General features: G+C 74.6%; 14 protein-coding genes. 1 reads left to right on the top strand and 13 read right to left on the bottom strand.

The features are described from left to right. Positions 1–360: 360 nt before the first annotated feature. The 12 genes from tyrS to QSK00_RS29385 all read right to left on the bottom strand — a co-directional run bounded on the left by tyrS (position 361) and on the right by QSK00_RS29385 (position 14,607). On the bottom strand, positions 361–1,644 hold the full coding sequence (tyrS, locus tag QSK00_RS29440; protein ID WP_285596941.1) for a tyrosine--tRNA ligase: 1,284 nt from the start codon (positions 1,642–1,644) through the stop codon (positions 361–363). 23 nt (positions 1,645–1,667) lie between these two features. Beyond that, positions 1,668–2,306, bottom strand: coding sequence for a DNA-3-methyladenine glycosylase (locus QSK00_RS29435; protein ID WP_285596928.1), 639 nt, complete (start codon positions 2,304–2,306; stop codon positions 1,668–1,670). Further along, positions 2,303–3,769 carry an argininosuccinate lyase gene (gene argH / locus QSK00_RS29430; protein WP_285596926.1) on the bottom strand — a complete coding sequence of 489 codons (1,467 nt, stop codon included), beginning with the start codon at positions 3,767–3,769 and terminating at the stop codon, positions 2,303–2,305. Before argH ends, QSK00_RS29435 begins: the two co-directional genes overlap by 4 nt. After that, positions 3,766–4,392, bottom strand: coding sequence for an arginine repressor (locus QSK00_RS29425; RefSeq protein WP_285596924.1), 627 nt, complete (start codon positions 4,390–4,392; stop codon positions 3,766–3,768). Before QSK00_RS29425 ends, argH begins: the two co-directional genes overlap by 4 nt. After that, positions 4,389–5,312, bottom strand: coding sequence for an ornithine carbamoyltransferase (argF, locus tag QSK00_RS29420; RefSeq protein WP_285596939.1), 924 nt, complete (start codon positions 5,310–5,312; stop codon positions 4,389–4,391). Before argF ends, QSK00_RS29425 begins: the two co-directional genes overlap by 4 nt. A 65-nt stretch (positions 5,313–5,377) precedes the next feature. Continuing rightward, entirely contained in the window at positions 5,378–6,589 is a 1,212-nt protein-coding gene (locus tag QSK00_RS29415) for an acetylornithine transaminase (protein WP_285596922.1), read from the bottom strand. Next, positions 6,586–7,500, bottom strand: coding sequence for an acetylglutamate kinase (gene argB, locus QSK00_RS29410; RefSeq protein WP_285596920.1), 915 nt, complete (start codon positions 7,498–7,500; stop codon positions 6,586–6,588). The genes QSK00_RS29415 and argB overlap by 4 nt, the downstream gene beginning before the upstream one ends. Next, positions 7,497–8,657: a bifunctional glutamate N-acetyltransferase/amino-acid acetyltransferase ArgJ gene (argJ, locus tag QSK00_RS29405; RefSeq protein WP_285596918.1), complete on the bottom strand. Its 1,161-nt coding sequence runs from the start codon at positions 8,655–8,657 to the stop codon at positions 7,497–7,499. Before argJ ends, argB begins: the two co-directional genes overlap by 4 nt. 31 nt (positions 8,658–8,688) lie before the next feature. After that, on the bottom strand, positions 8,689–9,720 hold the full coding sequence (argC, locus tag QSK00_RS29400) for an N-acetyl-gamma-glutamyl-phosphate reductase (RefSeq protein ID WP_285596936.1): 1,032 nt from the start codon (positions 9,718–9,720) through the stop codon (positions 8,689–8,691). Positions 9,721–9,755: 35 nt separating this feature from the next. After that, on the bottom strand, positions 9,756–11,636 hold the full coding sequence (locus QSK00_RS29395; RefSeq protein WP_285596916.1) for an NAD(P)/FAD-dependent oxidoreductase: 1,881 nt from the start codon (positions 11,634–11,636) through the stop codon (positions 9,756–9,758). A gap of 226 nt (positions 11,637–11,862) precedes the next feature. Next, the gene (locus tag QSK00_RS29390; protein ID WP_285596913.1) at positions 11,863–13,506 is read right to left on the bottom strand and encodes a class I adenylate-forming enzyme family protein; all 1,644 of its coding nucleotides are present in this window, start codon (positions 13,504–13,506) and stop codon (positions 11,863–11,865) included. Between the two features lie 81 nt (positions 13,507–13,587). After that, positions 13,588–14,607: a winged helix DNA-binding domain-containing protein gene (locus tag QSK00_RS29385; protein ID WP_285596911.1), complete on the bottom strand. Its 1,020-nt coding sequence runs from the start codon at positions 14,605–14,607 to the stop codon at positions 13,588–13,590. Positions 14,608–14,636: 29 nt separating this feature from the next. Here QSK00_RS29385 and QSK00_RS29380 point away from each other — a divergent pair, with 29 nt between their 5' ends. Further along, positions 14,637–16,322, top strand: coding sequence for an alpha-keto acid decarboxylase family protein (locus QSK00_RS29380; RefSeq protein ID WP_285596909.1), 1,686 nt, complete (start codon positions 14,637–14,639; stop codon positions 16,320–16,322). Here QSK00_RS29380 and QSK00_RS29375 read toward each other — a convergent pair. Then, positions 16,295–17,104, bottom strand: a complete 810-nt coding sequence (locus QSK00_RS29375; protein ID WP_285596907.1) for an alpha/beta hydrolase — start codon at positions 17,102–17,104, stop codon at positions 16,295–16,297. The two genes, QSK00_RS29380 and QSK00_RS29375, sit on opposite strands and share 28 nt — an antisense overlap. Positions 17,105–17,138 lie beyond the last annotated feature (34 nt).

Below are 17,138 nucleotides of genomic sequence, written 5' to 3'. Positions count from 1 at the left end.
AAAACCGTTAGAGACCAATCAAGACCTCTGACAAAAACTAGCTACTCAAAGAAACCCCAACCAAAAGCTGGGGCCAGAACACACAAAACGTCAGCACACTGTTGAGTTCTCAAAGGACGACCACACGAACCCGCAGACCCACACACCGGCGGATCGCCAAGCCCGATGGCTCCGAGTCCTTACCCTACCAGACCGGCTGAAGGGCAACCTCTCGAACCTATCCCGCCTCCAGGCCCCGGGGCAACCCCCTCGTCCTGGCGACATGGAGAACATTACACGGGCCGTGAAGGCCTGATCGAGGGGGGGTGCCTTTCCGCGTTCCCGCAGGTCGGGCGGCGTTTCCCGCCCGACCCACGGTCGTCACGGCGACGACACGAGCTCCACACCGGCGACCGTCCGCTTCCCGCGGCGGACGACGAGCCAGCGGCCGTGCAGCAGATCGGCCTCGCCCGGCGTCCAGTCCTCCGCCTCGACCTTGGCGTTGTTGACGTACGCGCCGCCCTCACCGACGGTCCGGCGCGCCGCACCACGGCCGGCAGCGAGGCCCGTGCCCACGAGCAGATCGACGATCGTCGGGTCGTCCCCCCGGGCCAGCGTCGCCGACGGCACCTCGGCGAGGGCCGCCGCCAACGTGGTGGCGTCGAGCTCGCGGAGCTCCCCCCGACCGAACAGCGCCTGGCTCGCGGCCTGGACCCGGGCGAGCTCGTCGGGGCCGTGCACGAGAGCCGTCACCGACTCGGCGAGCGCCCGCTGGGCGGCGCGCGCCTGCGGCTTCTCGACCGTGAGGCGCTCGAGCTCCTCGATCTCCTCGCGCGGCAGCCACGTGAAGGCCCGGAGGTACTCCCCCACCTTCGCGTCCTCGGCGTTGATCCAGAACTGGTAGAAGGCGTACGGGCTCGTCAGCTGCGGGTCGAGCCACACCGTCCCCGACTCGGTCTTGCCGAACTTCGAGCCGTCGGCCTTGGTGATCAGCGGCGTCCCCAGTGCGTGGACCGACCGGCCCTCCACCCGGTGGATCAGGTCGATGCCGGCGGTGAGGTTGCCCCACTGGTCGCTGCCGCCGGTCTGCATCGTGCAGCCGTACCGACGGTAGAGCTCGAGGAAGTCGTAGGACTGGAGGATCTGGTAGCTGAACTCGGCGTAGCTGATGCCCTCGTCGGACTCCATGCGCCGGCTCACCGCCTCCTTGGCGAGCATCCGGCCCACGCGGAAGTGCTTGCCGAGGTCCCGCAGGAAGTCCAGCGCCGACACGCCCTCGGTCCAGTCGAGGTTGTTCACCAGCAGCGCGGCGTTCTCCCCCTCGAAGTCGAGGAACGGCCGCAACTGGGCGCCGATCTTGTCGACCCAGCCCGCGACGACGTCCCGGTCGTTCAACGTCCGCTCGGAGGTCGGCTTGGGGTCGCCGATGAGCCCGGTGGCCCCGCCGACGAGCGCGACCGGACGGTGCCCGGCCTGCTGGAAGCGCGCCAGGGTCAGCCACTGCAGGAGGTGCCCGATGTGCGCGCTCGGCGCGGTGGGGTCGATCCCGGAATAGAGGGTGACCGTCCCGGTGTCGAGGTCGCGGCGCAGCGCGTCGAGGTCGGTGCTCTGGGCGATCAGACCCCGCCAGGCGAGGTCGTCGAGGATGTGCGGTGCGGTCACCAGCCCATTGTCCCCGGTCGGCCCGGCTACCAGTCGGGACCGTCCGACCGGGCGCGTCCGGCCTTGTACGGGGTGACGGCGGACGACCCTGCCACCCACAGCCGCCACGGGCGCTGCTGTCCGGCCGCGACACCGACCCGCGGACCGGAGCGCACCACCTCGTCGGAGACGGGCGTCCCCCGCTCCAACCGGACGGCGGACGCCGAGTCGAGGACGTCGATGCCGTTGTGCTCGCGCGCCAGTCCCAGCAGCGTGCAGAGACGCGCCGGCCCGCGCGCCAGCTCGACGTCCCGGCCCCGGGCCGTCGGGCGCCGGACGTGGGCGACCGCCGGGTCCGACAGCACCTCCCCGGCCCGGAGCAGCACCGCACCCGGACGGCCGTCGACGAGCGCGACGACGTTGGCGCAGAAGTGCATGCCGTAGACGAAGTAGACGTAGAGGTGCCCGGCGGGCCCCCACATCACGTCGTTGCGTGGTGTGCGGCCGCGATAGCAGTGCGAGCCGGGATCGTCCTCGCCCCGGTACGCCTCGACCTCGACGACCCGGAGCCGCACCTCGCCCTCGGGCACCTCGCTGACCAGCTCGGTCCCGAGCAGGGTCCGGGCCGCCACCAGCGGGTCGACGGCGAGCTCGGCACGGTCGAGCGGGGCAGGCGTGCCCGTCACCGCCGGTCGATCGGACGTGCCGCCCAGGCCCGGGCCTCGATGACGGCGCCGACGATCCGGTCGTACTGCTCCGCGACGCGCTTGGGTGCCGTGCCCCCGTGCGCGTCCCGCGAGGCGATCGACCCCTCGACGGTGAGGACCGTCCGGACGTCGGGGGTGAGCGCGGGATCGCAGGCTTGCAGCTCGTCGTCGGTCAGCTCGTCGAGACCGACCCCGCGACCCTCGGCCGACCGCACGCACGCCCCGGCGGCCTCGTGGGCCCGGCGGAACGGCACGCCCTGGCGCACCAGCCACTCCGCGATGTCGGTGGCGAGGCTGAACCCGGCGGGCGCGAGCTCGGCCAGGCGGTCGGTGTGCACCGTGAGCGTGCGGATCATGCCCGCCATCGCCGGCAGCACCATCGCCAGCTGGGCCGCCGAGTCGAACAGCGGCTCCTTGTCCTCCTGCAGGTCGCGGTTGTAGGCGAGCGGGAGCGCCTTGAGCGTGGTCATCAGCCCCGCGAGGTTGCCGACCAGCCGCCCGGCCTTCCCTCGCGCCAGCTCCGCGACGTCCGGGTTCTTCTTCTGCGGCATGATCGACGAGCCCGTGGACCAGGCGTCGTCGAGCGTCACGTAGCCGAACTCGGCGGTGGCCCAGAGGATGACCTCCTCCGCGATCCGGGAGAGGTCGACCGCCACCATGGCGAGGACGAAGGCGCCCTCGGCGGCGAGGTCGCGGGAGGCCGTGCCGTCGATCGAGTTGTCGACGGCGTCGCGGAAGCCGAGGTCCCGGGCCACGGCCGCGGGGTCGAGTCCCAGCGACGTCCCGGCGAGCGCGCCCGACCCGTACGGCGAGAGGCCCAGGCGGCGGTCGAGGTCCCGGCATCGCTCGACGTCCCGCAGCAGCGCCTGGGCGTGCGCGCCGAGGTGGTGGGCGAGCAGGACCGGCTGGGCGTGCTGCAGGTGCGTGCGCCCGGGCATCACCGCGTCGGGGTGCGTGCGCCCCTGCCCGACGAGCGCGTCCACCACGTCGCAGACGCCGCGGGCCAGCTCGCGCAGCCGGTCACGCAGCCACATGCGGAGCTGGGTGGCGATCTGGTCGTTGCGCGAACGGCCGGCGCGCAGCTTGCCGCCGAGCTCGGGGCCGACCCGCTCGATGAGGCCGCGCTCCAACGCCGTGTGCACGTCCTCGTCGGCCTCGGCGGCGACGAACGTCCCGTCGGCCACGTCGGACTCGAGCCGTTCGAGGCCCTCGAGCATCCCCCGCAGCTCGTCGTCGTCGAGCAGCCCGGCGCCGTGCAGCACGCGTGCGTGCGCGCGGGAGCCGGCGATGTCGTACGGGGCGAGCACCCAGTCGAAGTGCGTGGACTTCGACAGGGCGGCCATCACCGCGTCCGGTCCCGAGGAGAAGCGTCCACCCCAGAGGGCCGCGGAACCGCCGGCCGAGCTCCGCTGCGCTGCGTCTCCGCCCGATCCCGCGCTCACTGCAGTCCCTCTTCCTCGTCCTGATGTGTCCGCGCCGTCCGCGCGTTTCCTGGCGCGGGTCGTCCGGCCAGGCCGACCAGCACCGCGGCCAGACCGGCCCCGTCGAGCGGTTCCCGGGCGACCACCATCACGGTGTCGTCCCCGGCGATCGTGCCCACCACCTCGGCGAGCGAGGCCCGGTCGAGTGCGCTCGCGAGGTAGTGCGCCCCGCCCGGAGGAGTGCGCAGCACCGCGAGGTTGCCGGAGTGGTCGGCCGAGACCAGCAGCTCCGCGAGCAGCCGCGACAGTCTGTCGGTCCCGCCGGTGACGCCGCGCACCGGGCTCCCGTCGTCGGGGACCACGTATCGGCCGACCCCACCGTCGGCACCCCGCAGCTTCACCGCGCCGAGCTCGTCGAGGTCCCGCGACAGGGTCGCCTGCGTGACCTCGACGCCCTCCCGGGCGAGCATCGCGGCGAGCTCGCCCTGGCTGTGGACCTCGACGGTGCTGATGAGTTCGACGATCCGCGCCTGCCGGGCGGCCCGGCTGGTCCCCGGACGCAGACGCTCGAGCCGTTCCCGGGCGGCCCGCGGGTCGGGCCGCGCCCCGGGCTCGGTCCCGAGCACCTCGTCCGGCGGGGTCATCGCCCGAGGAGCCAGGTGAGCAGCGCCTTCTGGGCGTGCAGGCGGTTCTCGGCCTCGTCCCAGACCGCCGACGCCGGGCCGTCGAGCACCTCGGCACTGATCTCGTCTCCGCGGTGGGCGGGCAGGCAGTGCAGCACGGTGGCGTCCGACGCGGCGCGGGCGAGCAGTTCGTCGTCGATCCGGCAGGGACGGAACGGCGCGACCCGGTCCAGCCCGTCGTCCTCCTGGCCCATCGAGATCCAGGTGTCGGTCACGACGACGTCGGCTCCCGCGACCGCCTCGAGGGCCGCGGCGCGGCCGTCCACCCCGACGAGCGTGACCGACCCCCCGGTGTCGATCGCCCGGGTCCGGGCGTCGGCGACGACGGCCGGGTCGGGGTGGAAGCCCTCGGGCGCGGCGACCCGCACGTGCATGCCGGCGGTCACCCCGCCGAGCAGCAGCGACTGCGCCATGTTGTTGGCGCCGTCGCCGAGGTAGGTCAGGGTCAGCCCGGCGGTGCGGCCGTGGCGTTCGACGACGGTCTGCAGGTCGGCGAGGACCTGGCAGGGGTGGAAGCCGTCGGTGAGGGCGTTGACCACCGGGACCTCCGCGTGCGCCGCCATCTCCTGGATGCGCTCGTCGGCACCGGTCCGCCAGACGATGGCGTCGACGTAGCGGGAGAGCACGCGCGCGGTGTCGGCGATCGTCTCGCCGCGGCCGAACTGGGCGTCGCGCCCGTCGATCATCACGGGCGTCCCGCCGAGAGCCGCGATCCCGACCTGGAAGGACACCCGCGTCCGCGTGGAGGGCTTGTCGAAGATGACCGCCACCGCCCGGGGGCCGGCCAACGGGCGGTGACCGTACGGGTCGGCCTTGATCGCGGCGGCGAGCTCGAGGACCTCGGCCTGTTCGGCGGGGGCGAGGTCGTCGTCGCGGAGCAGGTGGCGTGGCGCCCTCCCGCCGGCCCGGGGCCCCGTCCCACCGGCGGCGCGTACCGAGGGGGCGCTCACGACGACCCCTCCGCGACCGCAGCACCCTGGGAGAGGATCTCGGGCAGGGCCGCGAGGAACCGGTCGACCTGCTCGTCGGTGACGACGGCCGGCGGGGCCAGCCGCACCCGGCCCGGTACGGCCCCGTTGATCAAGAACCCGGACTCGAGCGCTGCCCCGGTGACCTGCGGCGAGACCGGCGCGGTCAGCGCCACTCCGACCAGCAGCCCGACGGCGTCGACGTGATCGACCAGCGGGTGGTCGAGGCCCTCGATGCGGGTGGAGAGGTCCTTCCCGAGCGCGTCGGCGCGGTCGAGGAGACCGTCGGCGACGATCGTGTCGAGCACGGCGAGCGCCGCGGCACAACAGACCGGGTTGCCGCCGAAGGTGGTGCCGTGCTGGCCCGCTCCGAGCAGCTCGGCCGCCGGCCCGATCCCGATGCAGCACCCGAGCGGGAGGCCGCCGCCGAGGCCCTTGGCCAGCGTGACCACGTCGGGAACGATGCCTGCCCGCTGGTGGGCGAACCAGATTCCGGTCCGGCCGATGCCGGTCTGGACCTCGTCGACGACGAGCAGCGCGCCGGCCGCGGAGGTGATCTCCCGGGCGGCCTGCAGGTAGCCCTCCGGCGGCACGATCACCCCCGCCTCACCCTGCACGGGCTCCAGCACCACGGCCGCCGTGTCGGAACCGACGGCGGCCCGCAGCGCTTCGGCGTCGCCGTAGGGGACGAACTCCACCCCGGGCGGCATCGGCTCGAACGGCTCCCGCTTCGCGGGCTGCCCGGTCAGCGCGAGCGCGCCCATGGTGCGGCCGTGGAAGCCGCCCTGGGCCGCCACGATCTTCGGCCGCCCCGTGCGGCGGGCGATCTTGAAGGCGGCCTCGTTCGCCTCCGCGCCCGAGTTGCACATGAGGACCCGTCCGTCCGGGACCCCGAGCAGGGAGAGCAGGCGCTCGGCCAGTTCGACGGTCAGCGGGTTGATGACGAGGTTCGAGGTGTGTCCGAGGGTGGCGACCTGCCGGGACACCGCCTCGACCACCGCGGGGTGCGCGTGCCCGAGGAGGTTGACCGCGATCCCGCCGAGCAGGTCGAGGTACTCGCGGCCGTCGGCGTCCCAGACGCGGGCGCCCTCGCCGCGGACGAGGCTGACGGGCGGCGTGCCGTAGTTGCCCATCATCGTGTCGGACCAGCGACGACGGAGATCCTCACCGGTCGGTGCGTGGGTGGTCATGCGGGGGGACCTCCTCCTGGGGGTGCGGGAGCGGGGACGACCATCGTCCCGACGCCCGTGCTGGTGAAGACCTCGAGCAGCACCGAGTGCGCCACCCGCCCGTCGATGACGTGGGCGCGCGGGACGCCGCCCTCGACCGCCCGCAGGCAGGCCTCCATCTTCGGGATCATGCCGCTCGACAGTCCGGGCAGGAGCGCCGCGAGCTCGGTCGCGTCGATCTCCGAGCGCAGGCTCGTGCGGTCGGGCCAGTCGGTGTAGAGGCCCTCGACGTCGGTGAGCACGACGAGCTTGCGGGCCCCGAGGGCCACCGCCAGCGCGCCGGCCGCGGTGTCGGCGTTGACGTTGTGCACCACGCCGTCGGCGTCGGGGGCGACGGTGGAGATGACCGGGATGCGACCCCCGGCCACCAGGTCGAGCACCGCTGCCGGGTTGACCTCCACGACGTCGCCGACGAGCCCGACGTCGACCTGCTCACCGTCGACCGAGGCGGTGCGGCGCGCGGCGGTGAACAGACGGGCGTCCTCACCGGACATGCCGACCGCCAGCGGCCCGTGGGCGTTGACGAGGCCGACGAGCTCGCGCCCGACCTGGCCGACCAGCACCATCCGGACCACGTCCATGGTCTCCGGAGTGGTGATCCGCAGGCCGCCGCGGAACTCGCCGGCCATGCCGAGGCGGTCGAGCATCGCGGTGATCTGGGGGCCCCCGCCGTGCACCACGACGGGCCGGATCCCGGCCAGACGCAGGAAGACCATGTCCTCGGCGAAGGCGCGACGCAGCTCGTCGTCGACCATGGCGTTGCCGCCGTACTTCACGACGACGACGGCGTCCTGGAACTCCCGCAACCACGGGAGGGCCTCGGCGAGGACCGCGGCCTTGGCCTGGGCGTCGGAGTGCGCGAGAGCGGTCATGACGAGTAGGCGCTGTTCTCTTCGACGTAGGCGTGGGAGAGGTCGGTGGTGAGGACGGTCGCGGTGCCCGCGCCGAGCCCGAGGTCGACCTCGACGGTGATGTCCCGCCCCGACAGATCCGCCTTGGAGCGGTCGCCCACCGCCGCCGCCGCGGCGCACAGCAGCACGCCGTTCACCGTGACCGACAGCGTCTCCGGCTCCACGCGGGCGTCGCTCGCACCGATCGCCGCGGCGATCCGGCCCCAGTTCGGGTCGGACCCGAACAGCGCCGTCTTCACCAGGCTGTCGCGGGCGACCGCGCGGGCCCCGACCAGGGCGTCGGCGTCCGAGCCGGCCCCGGTGACGGTGACGGCGATCCGCTTGGTGACGCCCTCGGCGTCGGCCTGCAGACCGCGCGCGAGCTCGGCGCACACCTCGCGGAGCTCGCTGGCGAACGTCGCCTCGTCGGGCGTGACACCCGAGGCGCCGGAGGCGAGCAGCAGGACGGTGTCGTTCGTGCTCGTGGAACCGTCGACGTCGAGTCGGTCGAACGTCGTGGCCGTGGCCGCGCGCAGGGCGCGATCGGCGACGTCGGCGTCGACGGCCGCATCGGTGGTGACGACGACGAGCATCGTCGCGAGGCTCGGCGCCATCATCCCGGCGCCCTTGGCGAAGCCGCCGACCGTCCACCCGTCGCGGGTGCGGGCGGCCTGCTTGTCGACGGTGTCGGTGGTGAGCACGGCCGTGGCCGCCCTGGTCCCGGCGTCGGCGTCCGGGCCCAACGACCCGGCGGCCGCGTCCACCCCGGCGAGCAGGGAGTCGATCGGGAGGCGCTCTCCGATGAGACCGGTGGAGCAGACCGCGACCTCGATCGCGCCGCACCCGAGCACCGCGGCGACCTTCTCGGCGGTGCGGTGGGTGTCGCCGAACCCGTCGGGACCGGTGCACGCGTTGGCGCCGCCGGCGTTGAGCACCACCGCGCGCAGGGAGCGCTCCCGCAGCACCTGCTGGGACCAGAGCACCGGCGCCGCCTTGACCTGGTTGCGGGTGAACACGCCCGCGGCCGTGGTGGACGGCCCGTCGTTGACCACGAGGGCGACGTCGGGGCGGTCGCCGTGGGCACGCAGGCCGGCACGGACCCCGGCGGCGCGGAAACCGGCGGCGGCGGTGACGCTCACGGCGTGCTCCTCGGACTCGGGACGGGCGGGTTCACGGGGCGAGACCCGCGGTGGGCAGGCCGAGGGTCTCCTCGAGGCCGAGGGCGACGTTGACCGACTGGAAGGCGCCGCCCGCGGTGCCCTTGGTCAGGTTGTCGATCACCGCGGTGGCCACGAGGCGGCCCGCATCGGCGTCGACCTCCACCTGCACCTGCACCGAGTTCGATCCGACGACGCTCTTGGTGGCGGGCTGGACGCCCTCGGGCAGCAGGTGGACGAAGGGCTCGGCGTCGAAGGCCTTGGCATAGACCTGCCGCGCCTCGGAGGCGTCAATCGCCGGGTCGGCCAGCGGGGCGCTGACGACCGCGAGGATGCCGCGCGGCATCGGGGCGAGCACGGGGGTGAACGACACCAGGACCTCGCCCGCCCCCAGGTCCGAGAGGTTCTGCACGATCTCGGGCGTGTGCCGGTGGGACCCGCCGACCCCGTAGGCGGTCGCCGAACCCATCACCTCGGAACCGAGGAGGTGGGCCTTCGCCGCCCGCCCGGCCCCCGAGGTGCCCGAGAACGCGACCACGCTGATCTCCGGCGCCACGATCCCGCCGGCCACCGCGGGCAGGGCGGCGAGCGTCGCGGTGGTGGGGTAGCAGCCCGGCACGGCGATCCGACGGCTGCCGCGGAGCCCGTCCCGCGCGCCGGGCAGCTCCGGCAGGCCGTAGGGCCAGTGACCGGCGTGCTGCCCGCCGTACCAGCGCTCCCACGCGGCCGGGTTCCGCAGGCGGTGGTCCGCCCCGCAGTCGACCACGAGCACGTCATCGGGGAGCCGGGCGGCGAGCTCCGCCGACCGGCCGTGCGGCAGCGCCAGGAACACCACGTCGTGCCCCACGAGCGCCTCGACCGTCGTCTCCACGATCGGCCGGTCGGCGAGGGGGGTGAGGTGGGGCTGATGGGTGCCGAGGAGACTGCCCGCGGAGTCCCCCGCGGTCAGCGCGCCGATCTCCACCTCGGGATGACCCAGCGCGAGCCGCAGGAGCTCACCTCCGACGTAGCCGCTCGCACCGGCCACCGCGATCCGCATGCGTATGACTATGCACGATCACGGAATTCCATGCAACGCGGTCAGCGGAAGTCGTGCCGTCCGGGCGTGAGCCACGTGAGCGCCGGCTGGTCCCCGGTCACGGGTGCCCGGCCCCCGCCCGGCACATCCTCCCGGACCGGGGTCGGGGCGGAGGGGTGCGGCTCGCGCAGCGTCGGACCGTCGATGACGGCCGGGTCCACCACGGTCCGTGGCGTCCCGGTCGCGGCGGCGGGACGGGCCGGCTCGGGCGCCGCCACGGCCGGGTCCGCGTCCCCGCGGCGCGGCGAGGGCGCCACGGCACCCGCGGCGACCGGGTCGCGGCCGAGTACGGCGGCGGCGATCCAGTCGAGGACGATCCGGGCCTTGCGCTCGCCGGTCGGCATGGCCCAGAGGTGGTAGGCGCGGTGCAGCGCGTAGGCGGGCCAGCCCATGAGCCGCACCCCGCGGATCTCGGCGACCCCGCGTCGTCGTCCCAGTCCGGCCACGACCCCCGCCGAGGCGTGCTGGTAGGGCTGCAGCGGTCGCCCACCGAGGTGCGCGACGACGTTGCCCGCCAGCACCCGCGCCTGTCGCACGGCGTGCTGGGCGGTCGGCGCGGTGAGCAGCTGCGGGTTCTCGTCCGCGAGCAGGGCGCCGCGGGCGAGGTCGGGCACGGCGGCCCCGTCGCCGGCGGCGAACACGTGATGGCGCCCGACGACCTGCAGCATCGCCGTGCACCGCACCTTGCCGGTGCGTTCCAGCGGGAGGTCGGTGCGCTCGAGCAGCGGGTGCGGACGGGTCCCCGCGGCGACCACGACGGTGTCGGTGGGCACCGCGGTGCCGTCGGCGAGCCGGACGACGCCGTCCTCGGCGGACACCAGGCCCGCCCCGACGCGCACCTCGATGCCACGGCGGGCGAGCCGGCCGTGCACGCGCGCCGCGGTCGGCTCGGTGACCTCGGGCATGATCCGCTTCGAGGCCTCCACGAGCACCCAGCGCATCTCCTCGCGGTCGACCCCGACCTGGCGTCCGGCCCGCCGGGCCAGGTCCTCGAGCTCGCCGAGCGCCTCCACGCCCGCGAACCCGCCGCCGATGACGACGAAGGTGAGCAGCCGCGCCCGTCGGGCCGCGTCCGCCGGCGTGGTGGGCACGACCGAGGCGGCGGCGTCGAGGCGGGACAGCACGTGGTCGCGCAGCGCGGACGCGTCGCCGACCGACCGGAAGGTCAGTGCGCACTCGGCCAGTCCGGGCACGGGCAGTTCCCGCGCCACCGCGCCCGGCGCGACGACGAGGACGTCGTAGGGGATCTCCTTCGACAGCCCGTCCGGCAGCGACACCACGGCCCGGCGACGGGCGTCGTCGATCGCGACGACGGAACCGGTGACGACGTCGCAGCGGTCCAGGACGCGGCGCAGGGACACCGTGAGGTGGCGCGGCGCGATGGAGCCGCCGGCCGCCTCGGGCAGGAACGGCTGATAGGTCATGTGCGGCTGCGGGTCGACCACCGTGATCGAGCCGACGGGCGTCGAGGCACGGTCCCGGGCCCCGCTGCGCCGACCCCGGTGGCGCCCGTCGCCGGAGCGGCCGAGACGCGCCTGCAGGGCGCGGGCCGCGACGAGTCCGACGTAGCCGCCGCCGACCACCAGGACCCGGGCGCCGGACACGAAGTCCCCGGTGTCGGGGGCGCCGTACAGGGCGCCGGGCCCGCGGAACACGGTGCCACCCGCGAACGCCGCGCCGCCCGCGAGGGCGACGACGGCGAGCGCGGCCGCGAGCCACCAGCCGAGCAGGCCGCCCGCCCACATCCCGAGGATCGCGGCCGGTCCGGCGAGCACGGCGAGGACCGTGAGCATCCGGGTGACCCGGCGGGGACGACGACCCGTCGGGGACCACTGGGTGGGCGGATCGGGCGGGCCCGGGTACGGCGCCGGGTACTGCGACATCGCGTCGGCTCCTGTCGGGGGCAGGACGGTGGCTGGTCGTCCACCGACCGGGCGGGCCCGGGGGGAGCCGGTGGACGGGTGCTCACGCTAGGCACACGGATGCTCGCGGAGTGCGGAGCTGAGAGCGGCTCCCGGCGGCACCGCCCGACGCCGCCCGCCCCGCGCTCAGCTGCGCCGGATTGGGCCGCGCGGAGCAGCTCCCTGCAGCGAACGCGACCCACCGCTCTCAGGAACCGCCGTCGGTCCACACCGGACCGTCCGCCGCGCCGAGCAGCGCGTCGCGGAGATCCCGCTTGAGGACCTTGCCCGCCGCCGACACCGGCAGCGCGTCGACGACGAAGACGCGGCGCAGCCGCTCGTAGTGCCGGACGGCGCCGTTGATCGCCACCGCCAGATCGGCCACCACCTCCGGTCCCGACCCTGCCGACAGCACCACCGCCGCCGTCGGGACCTCCCCCACCGCCTCGTCGGGCAGGCCGACCACCGCCGCCGTCAGGACCTCCGGACGCGCGACGAGACGCTCCTCGAGCTCGCGGGGGTACACGTTGAAGCCCTTGAACAGCAGCATGTCCTTGACCCGGTCCACCACCGACACCAGCCCGTCGTCGTCGACGACGCCGATGTCGCCCGTCCGCAACCAGCCGTCGACGAGCGTGTCCGCGGTCTCGTCGGGGCGGTCGTGGTAGCAGCGCATCACCTGCGGGCCCCGCGCCCAGATCTCACCGCGTCGCCCCACCGCGACGGGGTCGTCGCCGGGTCGCCCGGAGCTGACCTCGAGCAGCGCGAGCTCGGTGTCGGCGATCGGGACGCCGACCGTGCCGATCCGACGGTGCGCCGAGCGCGCGGACGGCGAGGTGCACAGCGCCATCGTCGCCTCGGTGAGGCCGTAGCCCTCGAGGACGATCGCGCCCGGCATGAGCGCCGCGATCCGCTCGGCCTGCGCGACCGCCATCGGGCTCGCCCCGGAGGTCACCGACCGGACGCTGGACAGGTCGCGGGTGCGGGCGTCGGGGTGCGCGAGCAGCGCGTGGTACATCGCGGGCGCCCCGGAGAGGGTGGTCGCGCGGTGCCGCTCGACGTCGGCGAGGTAGGCCGCGGGGTCGAAGCGGTCCTGGACGACGGCGGTGGTCCCGGTGACGAGCCCGATCGTCAGGCCGTTGGTGCCCATGGCGTGGAACCACGGCGCGACGGCGATCGACACGCCCTCCCCCACGCGCACGGGGTGCTCCTCGGGCGGGGACGTCTGCTCGACGGTGATCCCGCCCCGGACGTCGGGCGCGGGCACGGCGCCGGAACCGGAAGCCACGTACTGCAGGACGTTGGCGACCACGTTGGCGTGCGTGAGCTCCACACCCTTGGAGCGGCCGGTGGTGCCGCCGGTGTAGGCGAGGTGGGCGAGCGCGACGGTCGGGTCGAGCTCGACGTCGGGCGGGGTGTCGGTCGGGTCGGCGGGCAGGTCGAGCCGGCGCCCGTCGGTGCCGATCACGTCGGACAGCGTGGTGTCCCGGCTGATCACCGCGACCACCCCGGCGTCCTGGAGCTGGGCGCGCAGCAGCTCGGGCGGGAGCACCGGGCTCGTCAGTGCCACGGTGGCCCCCGCGAGCAGGATCCCGTGGTAGGCGACGGGCCAGACGAGCGAGTTCGGCAGGTGCAGGCCCACCGCGTCCCCGGGGCGGACGCCGCGGGCGACGAGGGCGTGGGCGACCCCGCACGCCTCGGACCACAGGTCGTGGAAGCTCAGCGCCTCGTCGTGGTGCACCAGCGCGGCGCGGTCGCCGAACCGCCGCGCGGCGCCGTCGAGCAGGGCCCCGACGGGGACCAGCGGGAGGTCGATGGAGATCGGGGAGCGCAGCGTCGAGCCCGTCGTCATGACCGGGGAGTCTGCTCCTCCGCGATGTGGATTTCCTGTCGCTGGACGCCGGCAACGACGCTTTCCTGGCACGACGGCGGCTCAGAACAGGTCCCGCTCCACCCGCCGGTTGCGGCCGCTCCCCTTCCACGCCCACGTCCCGACGACCTGGCCCGCGCGCACCACCGTCGGGCGGAAGATGCCGTTGTTGCCCGGGCAGATGCGGTCGGCGAACGCCACGTCGAGGACCTGGGTGCGGTCGGCGTAGCCGAGGACGAACTCGTCGAACCCGGGGAGGAGCAGTTCGTCCGGGACGGCGGCGGCCGCGAGCCGGTCGGGGGTCTCCGGGTCGTGGAGCAGGCCGTCGGTCTCGGCGAGGTCGGGGCGGGCGCCCTCGATCGCGATGGTGACGTCGGCAGCGGGGATGCCGGTCCAGCGGGCGAGGTCCTTCCGGTCCGCCGGGCCGTGCGAGCGGAAGAAGCGGCGGGCCCACTCGGCGAGGGCCTCGTCGCGGTCGAGTCGCCGGGGTGCGGGCACCCACTCGTCGAGCAGGACGAAGGCCTGCTCCTTCGCCGATGGTCGAGCTCCGCTGCGCTCCGTCTCCGACGGGGTGGCGAACGGTCCCTGGACGAGCAGGCCGCGCTGGCAGAGCACGCTCAGGGCGTGGTAGGCGCGCGACGACGTGAGATCGAGCCCCGCGTCCGTCCAGCACTCGACCATCTCGGCGCGGGTCCGCCGACCGCCGCCACGCAGCGCCTCGGCCGCCACCTCCCCGGCGCGGTCGAGGGTCTCCTCGGCGAGCCCGAGGCCGGCGCGCCGTTGCGCGGCCGCGGCCAGCGGCCGGGGCGTCCCCAGCGGCAGCATCCAGGCGAGGTCCTCGGCCGCCACCACGTGCAGGGTGCCGCGCATCGGCCAGGACCGGACGATCGCGCCCTCGTCGAAGGCGCGGCGGACCGCGTCGACGTCGCCGGTCGTCGTCCGCAGCGCGAGCGACTCCAGCACCCCGGGCAGGTCCTGCCCCTGGGCGCACCCCAGCCACGCCGCCGCCTCCGCGGGACCGGCGCACCGCTCCCCCACCAGCCGCTGCGCGGCCAGCCGGAGGAGCCCGAGTGTGTTCTTCACGAAACCTGATCCTGGCAGCATCTCGTCGCATGACCTACTGCGTCGCCGACTACCTGGCCGACCGCCTCGCCGAGGTCGGGGTCGAGCACGTCTTCGGGGTGCCCGGGGACTACAACCTCGCGATGCTCGACCACGTCGTCGGCCACGACCGGCTGCGGTGGATCGGCTGCGCGAACGAGCTCGACGCCGGGTACGCCGCGGACGGGTACGGGCGGCTGCGCGGCATGGCGGCGTTGGCCACCGCGTTCGGCGTCGGCGAGCTGTCGGCCATCAACGCGGTCGCCGGGAGCTTCGCCGAGCACGTGCCGGTGGTGCACGTCGTCGGGGCGCCGTCGACCGACCACCAGTCCGCGCACCGCATGGTCCACCACTCGCTCGGCGACGGCGTCTTCACCCACTTCATGACGATGCACGAGGGCATCACCTGCGCGCGGGCGGCGCTCACCGCGGAGTCGGCGTGCGCCGAGATCGACCGGGTGCTCGTCGAGGTCCGCGACCGGCACCTCCCCGGGTACCTCCTCATCCCGACCGACGTCTCCGCCGCCGCGGTCGACCCGCCGTCGGGAACCCTTCCCGCGCCGGTGGACCACACCGACCCGGAGGCCCTGGAGGGCTTCGTCGAGAGCGCCCGGGCGCTCCTGGCGAAGGCGGGTTCGGTGGACCGGGTCGGGGTGCTCGCGGGCCTGCTCACTCACCGCGTGGGCGGCCGCGAGGTGCTGCGGGAGCTGCTGGACGCCGGGCCGGTCCGCCACGCCACCGACGTGTGGTCGAAGAGCCTCGTCGACGAGAGCGTCGCGCACTTCGTCGGCACCTACGCGGGTGCCGCGAGCACCGAGGAGGTGCGGGCCGCCGTGGAGGACGCCGCCGCCCTCGTCGTGGCGGGCGTCTACTTCACCGACCTGACCAGCGGGTTCTTCACCCAGCGGATCACGCGGTCACGGACGATCGAGCTCGGGGCGCGAACGGCGAGCGTCGGCGCGGCGACCTTCTCGCCCGTCGAGCTGCCGACCGCCCTCGCCGCGCTCGTGCCGCTGGTGCGCGAGCTCGCCGCGCAGGACGGGGTCACCGCGCCGCGGCCCGCCTCCGCCCCGGCACTCGCGGCCTCGGACGCGGCCGAGCCGCTGACCCAGGACGCGCTGTGGGCCGAGGTGGCCAGATTTCTGCGCGAGGGCGACGTCGTGCTCGCCGACCAGGGCACCTCGTTCTACGGGGCCTCCACCCACCGGCTGCCCCGGGGCGTCGACTTCCTCGGGCAGCCGTTGTGGGCGTCGATCGGCTACACGCTCCCCGCGACGCTCGGCGCCTGCCTGGCGCAGCCCGACTCCCGCGGGGTCCTGCTGATCGGTGACGGCGCGGCGCAGCTGACGGTGGCCGAGCTCGGGACCATCGTCCGGGAGGGGCTGGCTCCGGTGATCGTGGTCGTCGACAACGACGGGTACACCGTGGAGCGCGCGATCCACGGGCCGACCGAGCCCTACAACGACATCGTCCGCTGGGACTGGACCGCCGCCCCCGCGATGTTCGCCCCGGGCGGCGGCGCGACCGCCTGCCGGGCGACCACCGTGGGCGAGCTGCGGGAGGCGCTGCGGGCCGCGCGGGAGGACCCGACGACGACTGCGATCGTGCAGGCCGTGGTGCCGCGGGACGACGTGCCGCAGCTGCTCGCCGACCTGACGAAGGCGCTCGGTCAGGCCGGTTCGCGCTCGAGTTCCTGAGCGAGGAACTCCACGGTCATCGCGTCGACCTGGCGCGCGGCGTCGGTCTGCGGGGCGGGCTCCACGCCCGGCTCGTCGGCCAGCGCGTGCCCCATGTCGTTGACGACCCGCAGGTCGGCGCGCACGCCCTGCTCGCGGCGCATGTCGCGCAGCCGGCCGGCCGGGTAGAGGAACGCCTCCGTGTCGTCGTCCGCGCCGACGATGCAGCGCACCGCCGTGGCGCCGAACTCGTGGGAGCGCCAGACCAGGTCCATCCGGTCGGCCACCGCCGTGGACTCCGGCGTCCAGGTGTAGTCGATCCCGTACTGCCGGGCCAGGAGGTCGACGACCGGCCGCAGCTGCACCAGCGGACTGATCAGCACCGCCGCCCGCGCCTCGACCGCCTTCCCGACGACCGCTCCTCCCGCCACCCCGGCGCCTGCGGAGCCGCCGACCACGGCGACCGGGCCGTCGCCGAGACCGTGCGAGGCGCGGAGCTCGTCGAGCAGGACGGGGAGCTCCGCGACCGCCTGCTCGTTGATCAGCCCGTGCCCGTTGCGCACCGGCTCGGCGAACATCTGCGCCATCAACGCGTCCTCGCCCGGGAAGCGGTCCCCGCACAGCGGCAGCCCCGGGTAGAGCTTCCACGCGTCGAGCCCCGCGAGCGGCAGCGCGGCCGCGAAGGCCCGCTCGGTGCGGGGCGCGTCCATGAGGTGCCAGGCGACGACCAGCGGCGCGTCGGCACGTCCCGACGACGGCGGCTCGAGCACGTACGGAACTCCGGCGGCGGAGGTGCTGTACATGGTCCAATATGGTAGCTGGACGCTGTACAGTTGG

Origin of the sequence: Actinomycetospora sp. NBRC 106378 (genome assembly GCF_030269685.1) — a bacterium.
GTDB lineage: Bacteria > Actinomycetota > Actinomycetes > Mycobacteriales > Pseudonocardiaceae > Actinomycetospora.
The sequence above is the reverse complement of the archived record's forward strand: the minus strand, read 5'-3'. Positions and strand labels throughout refer to the sequence as shown.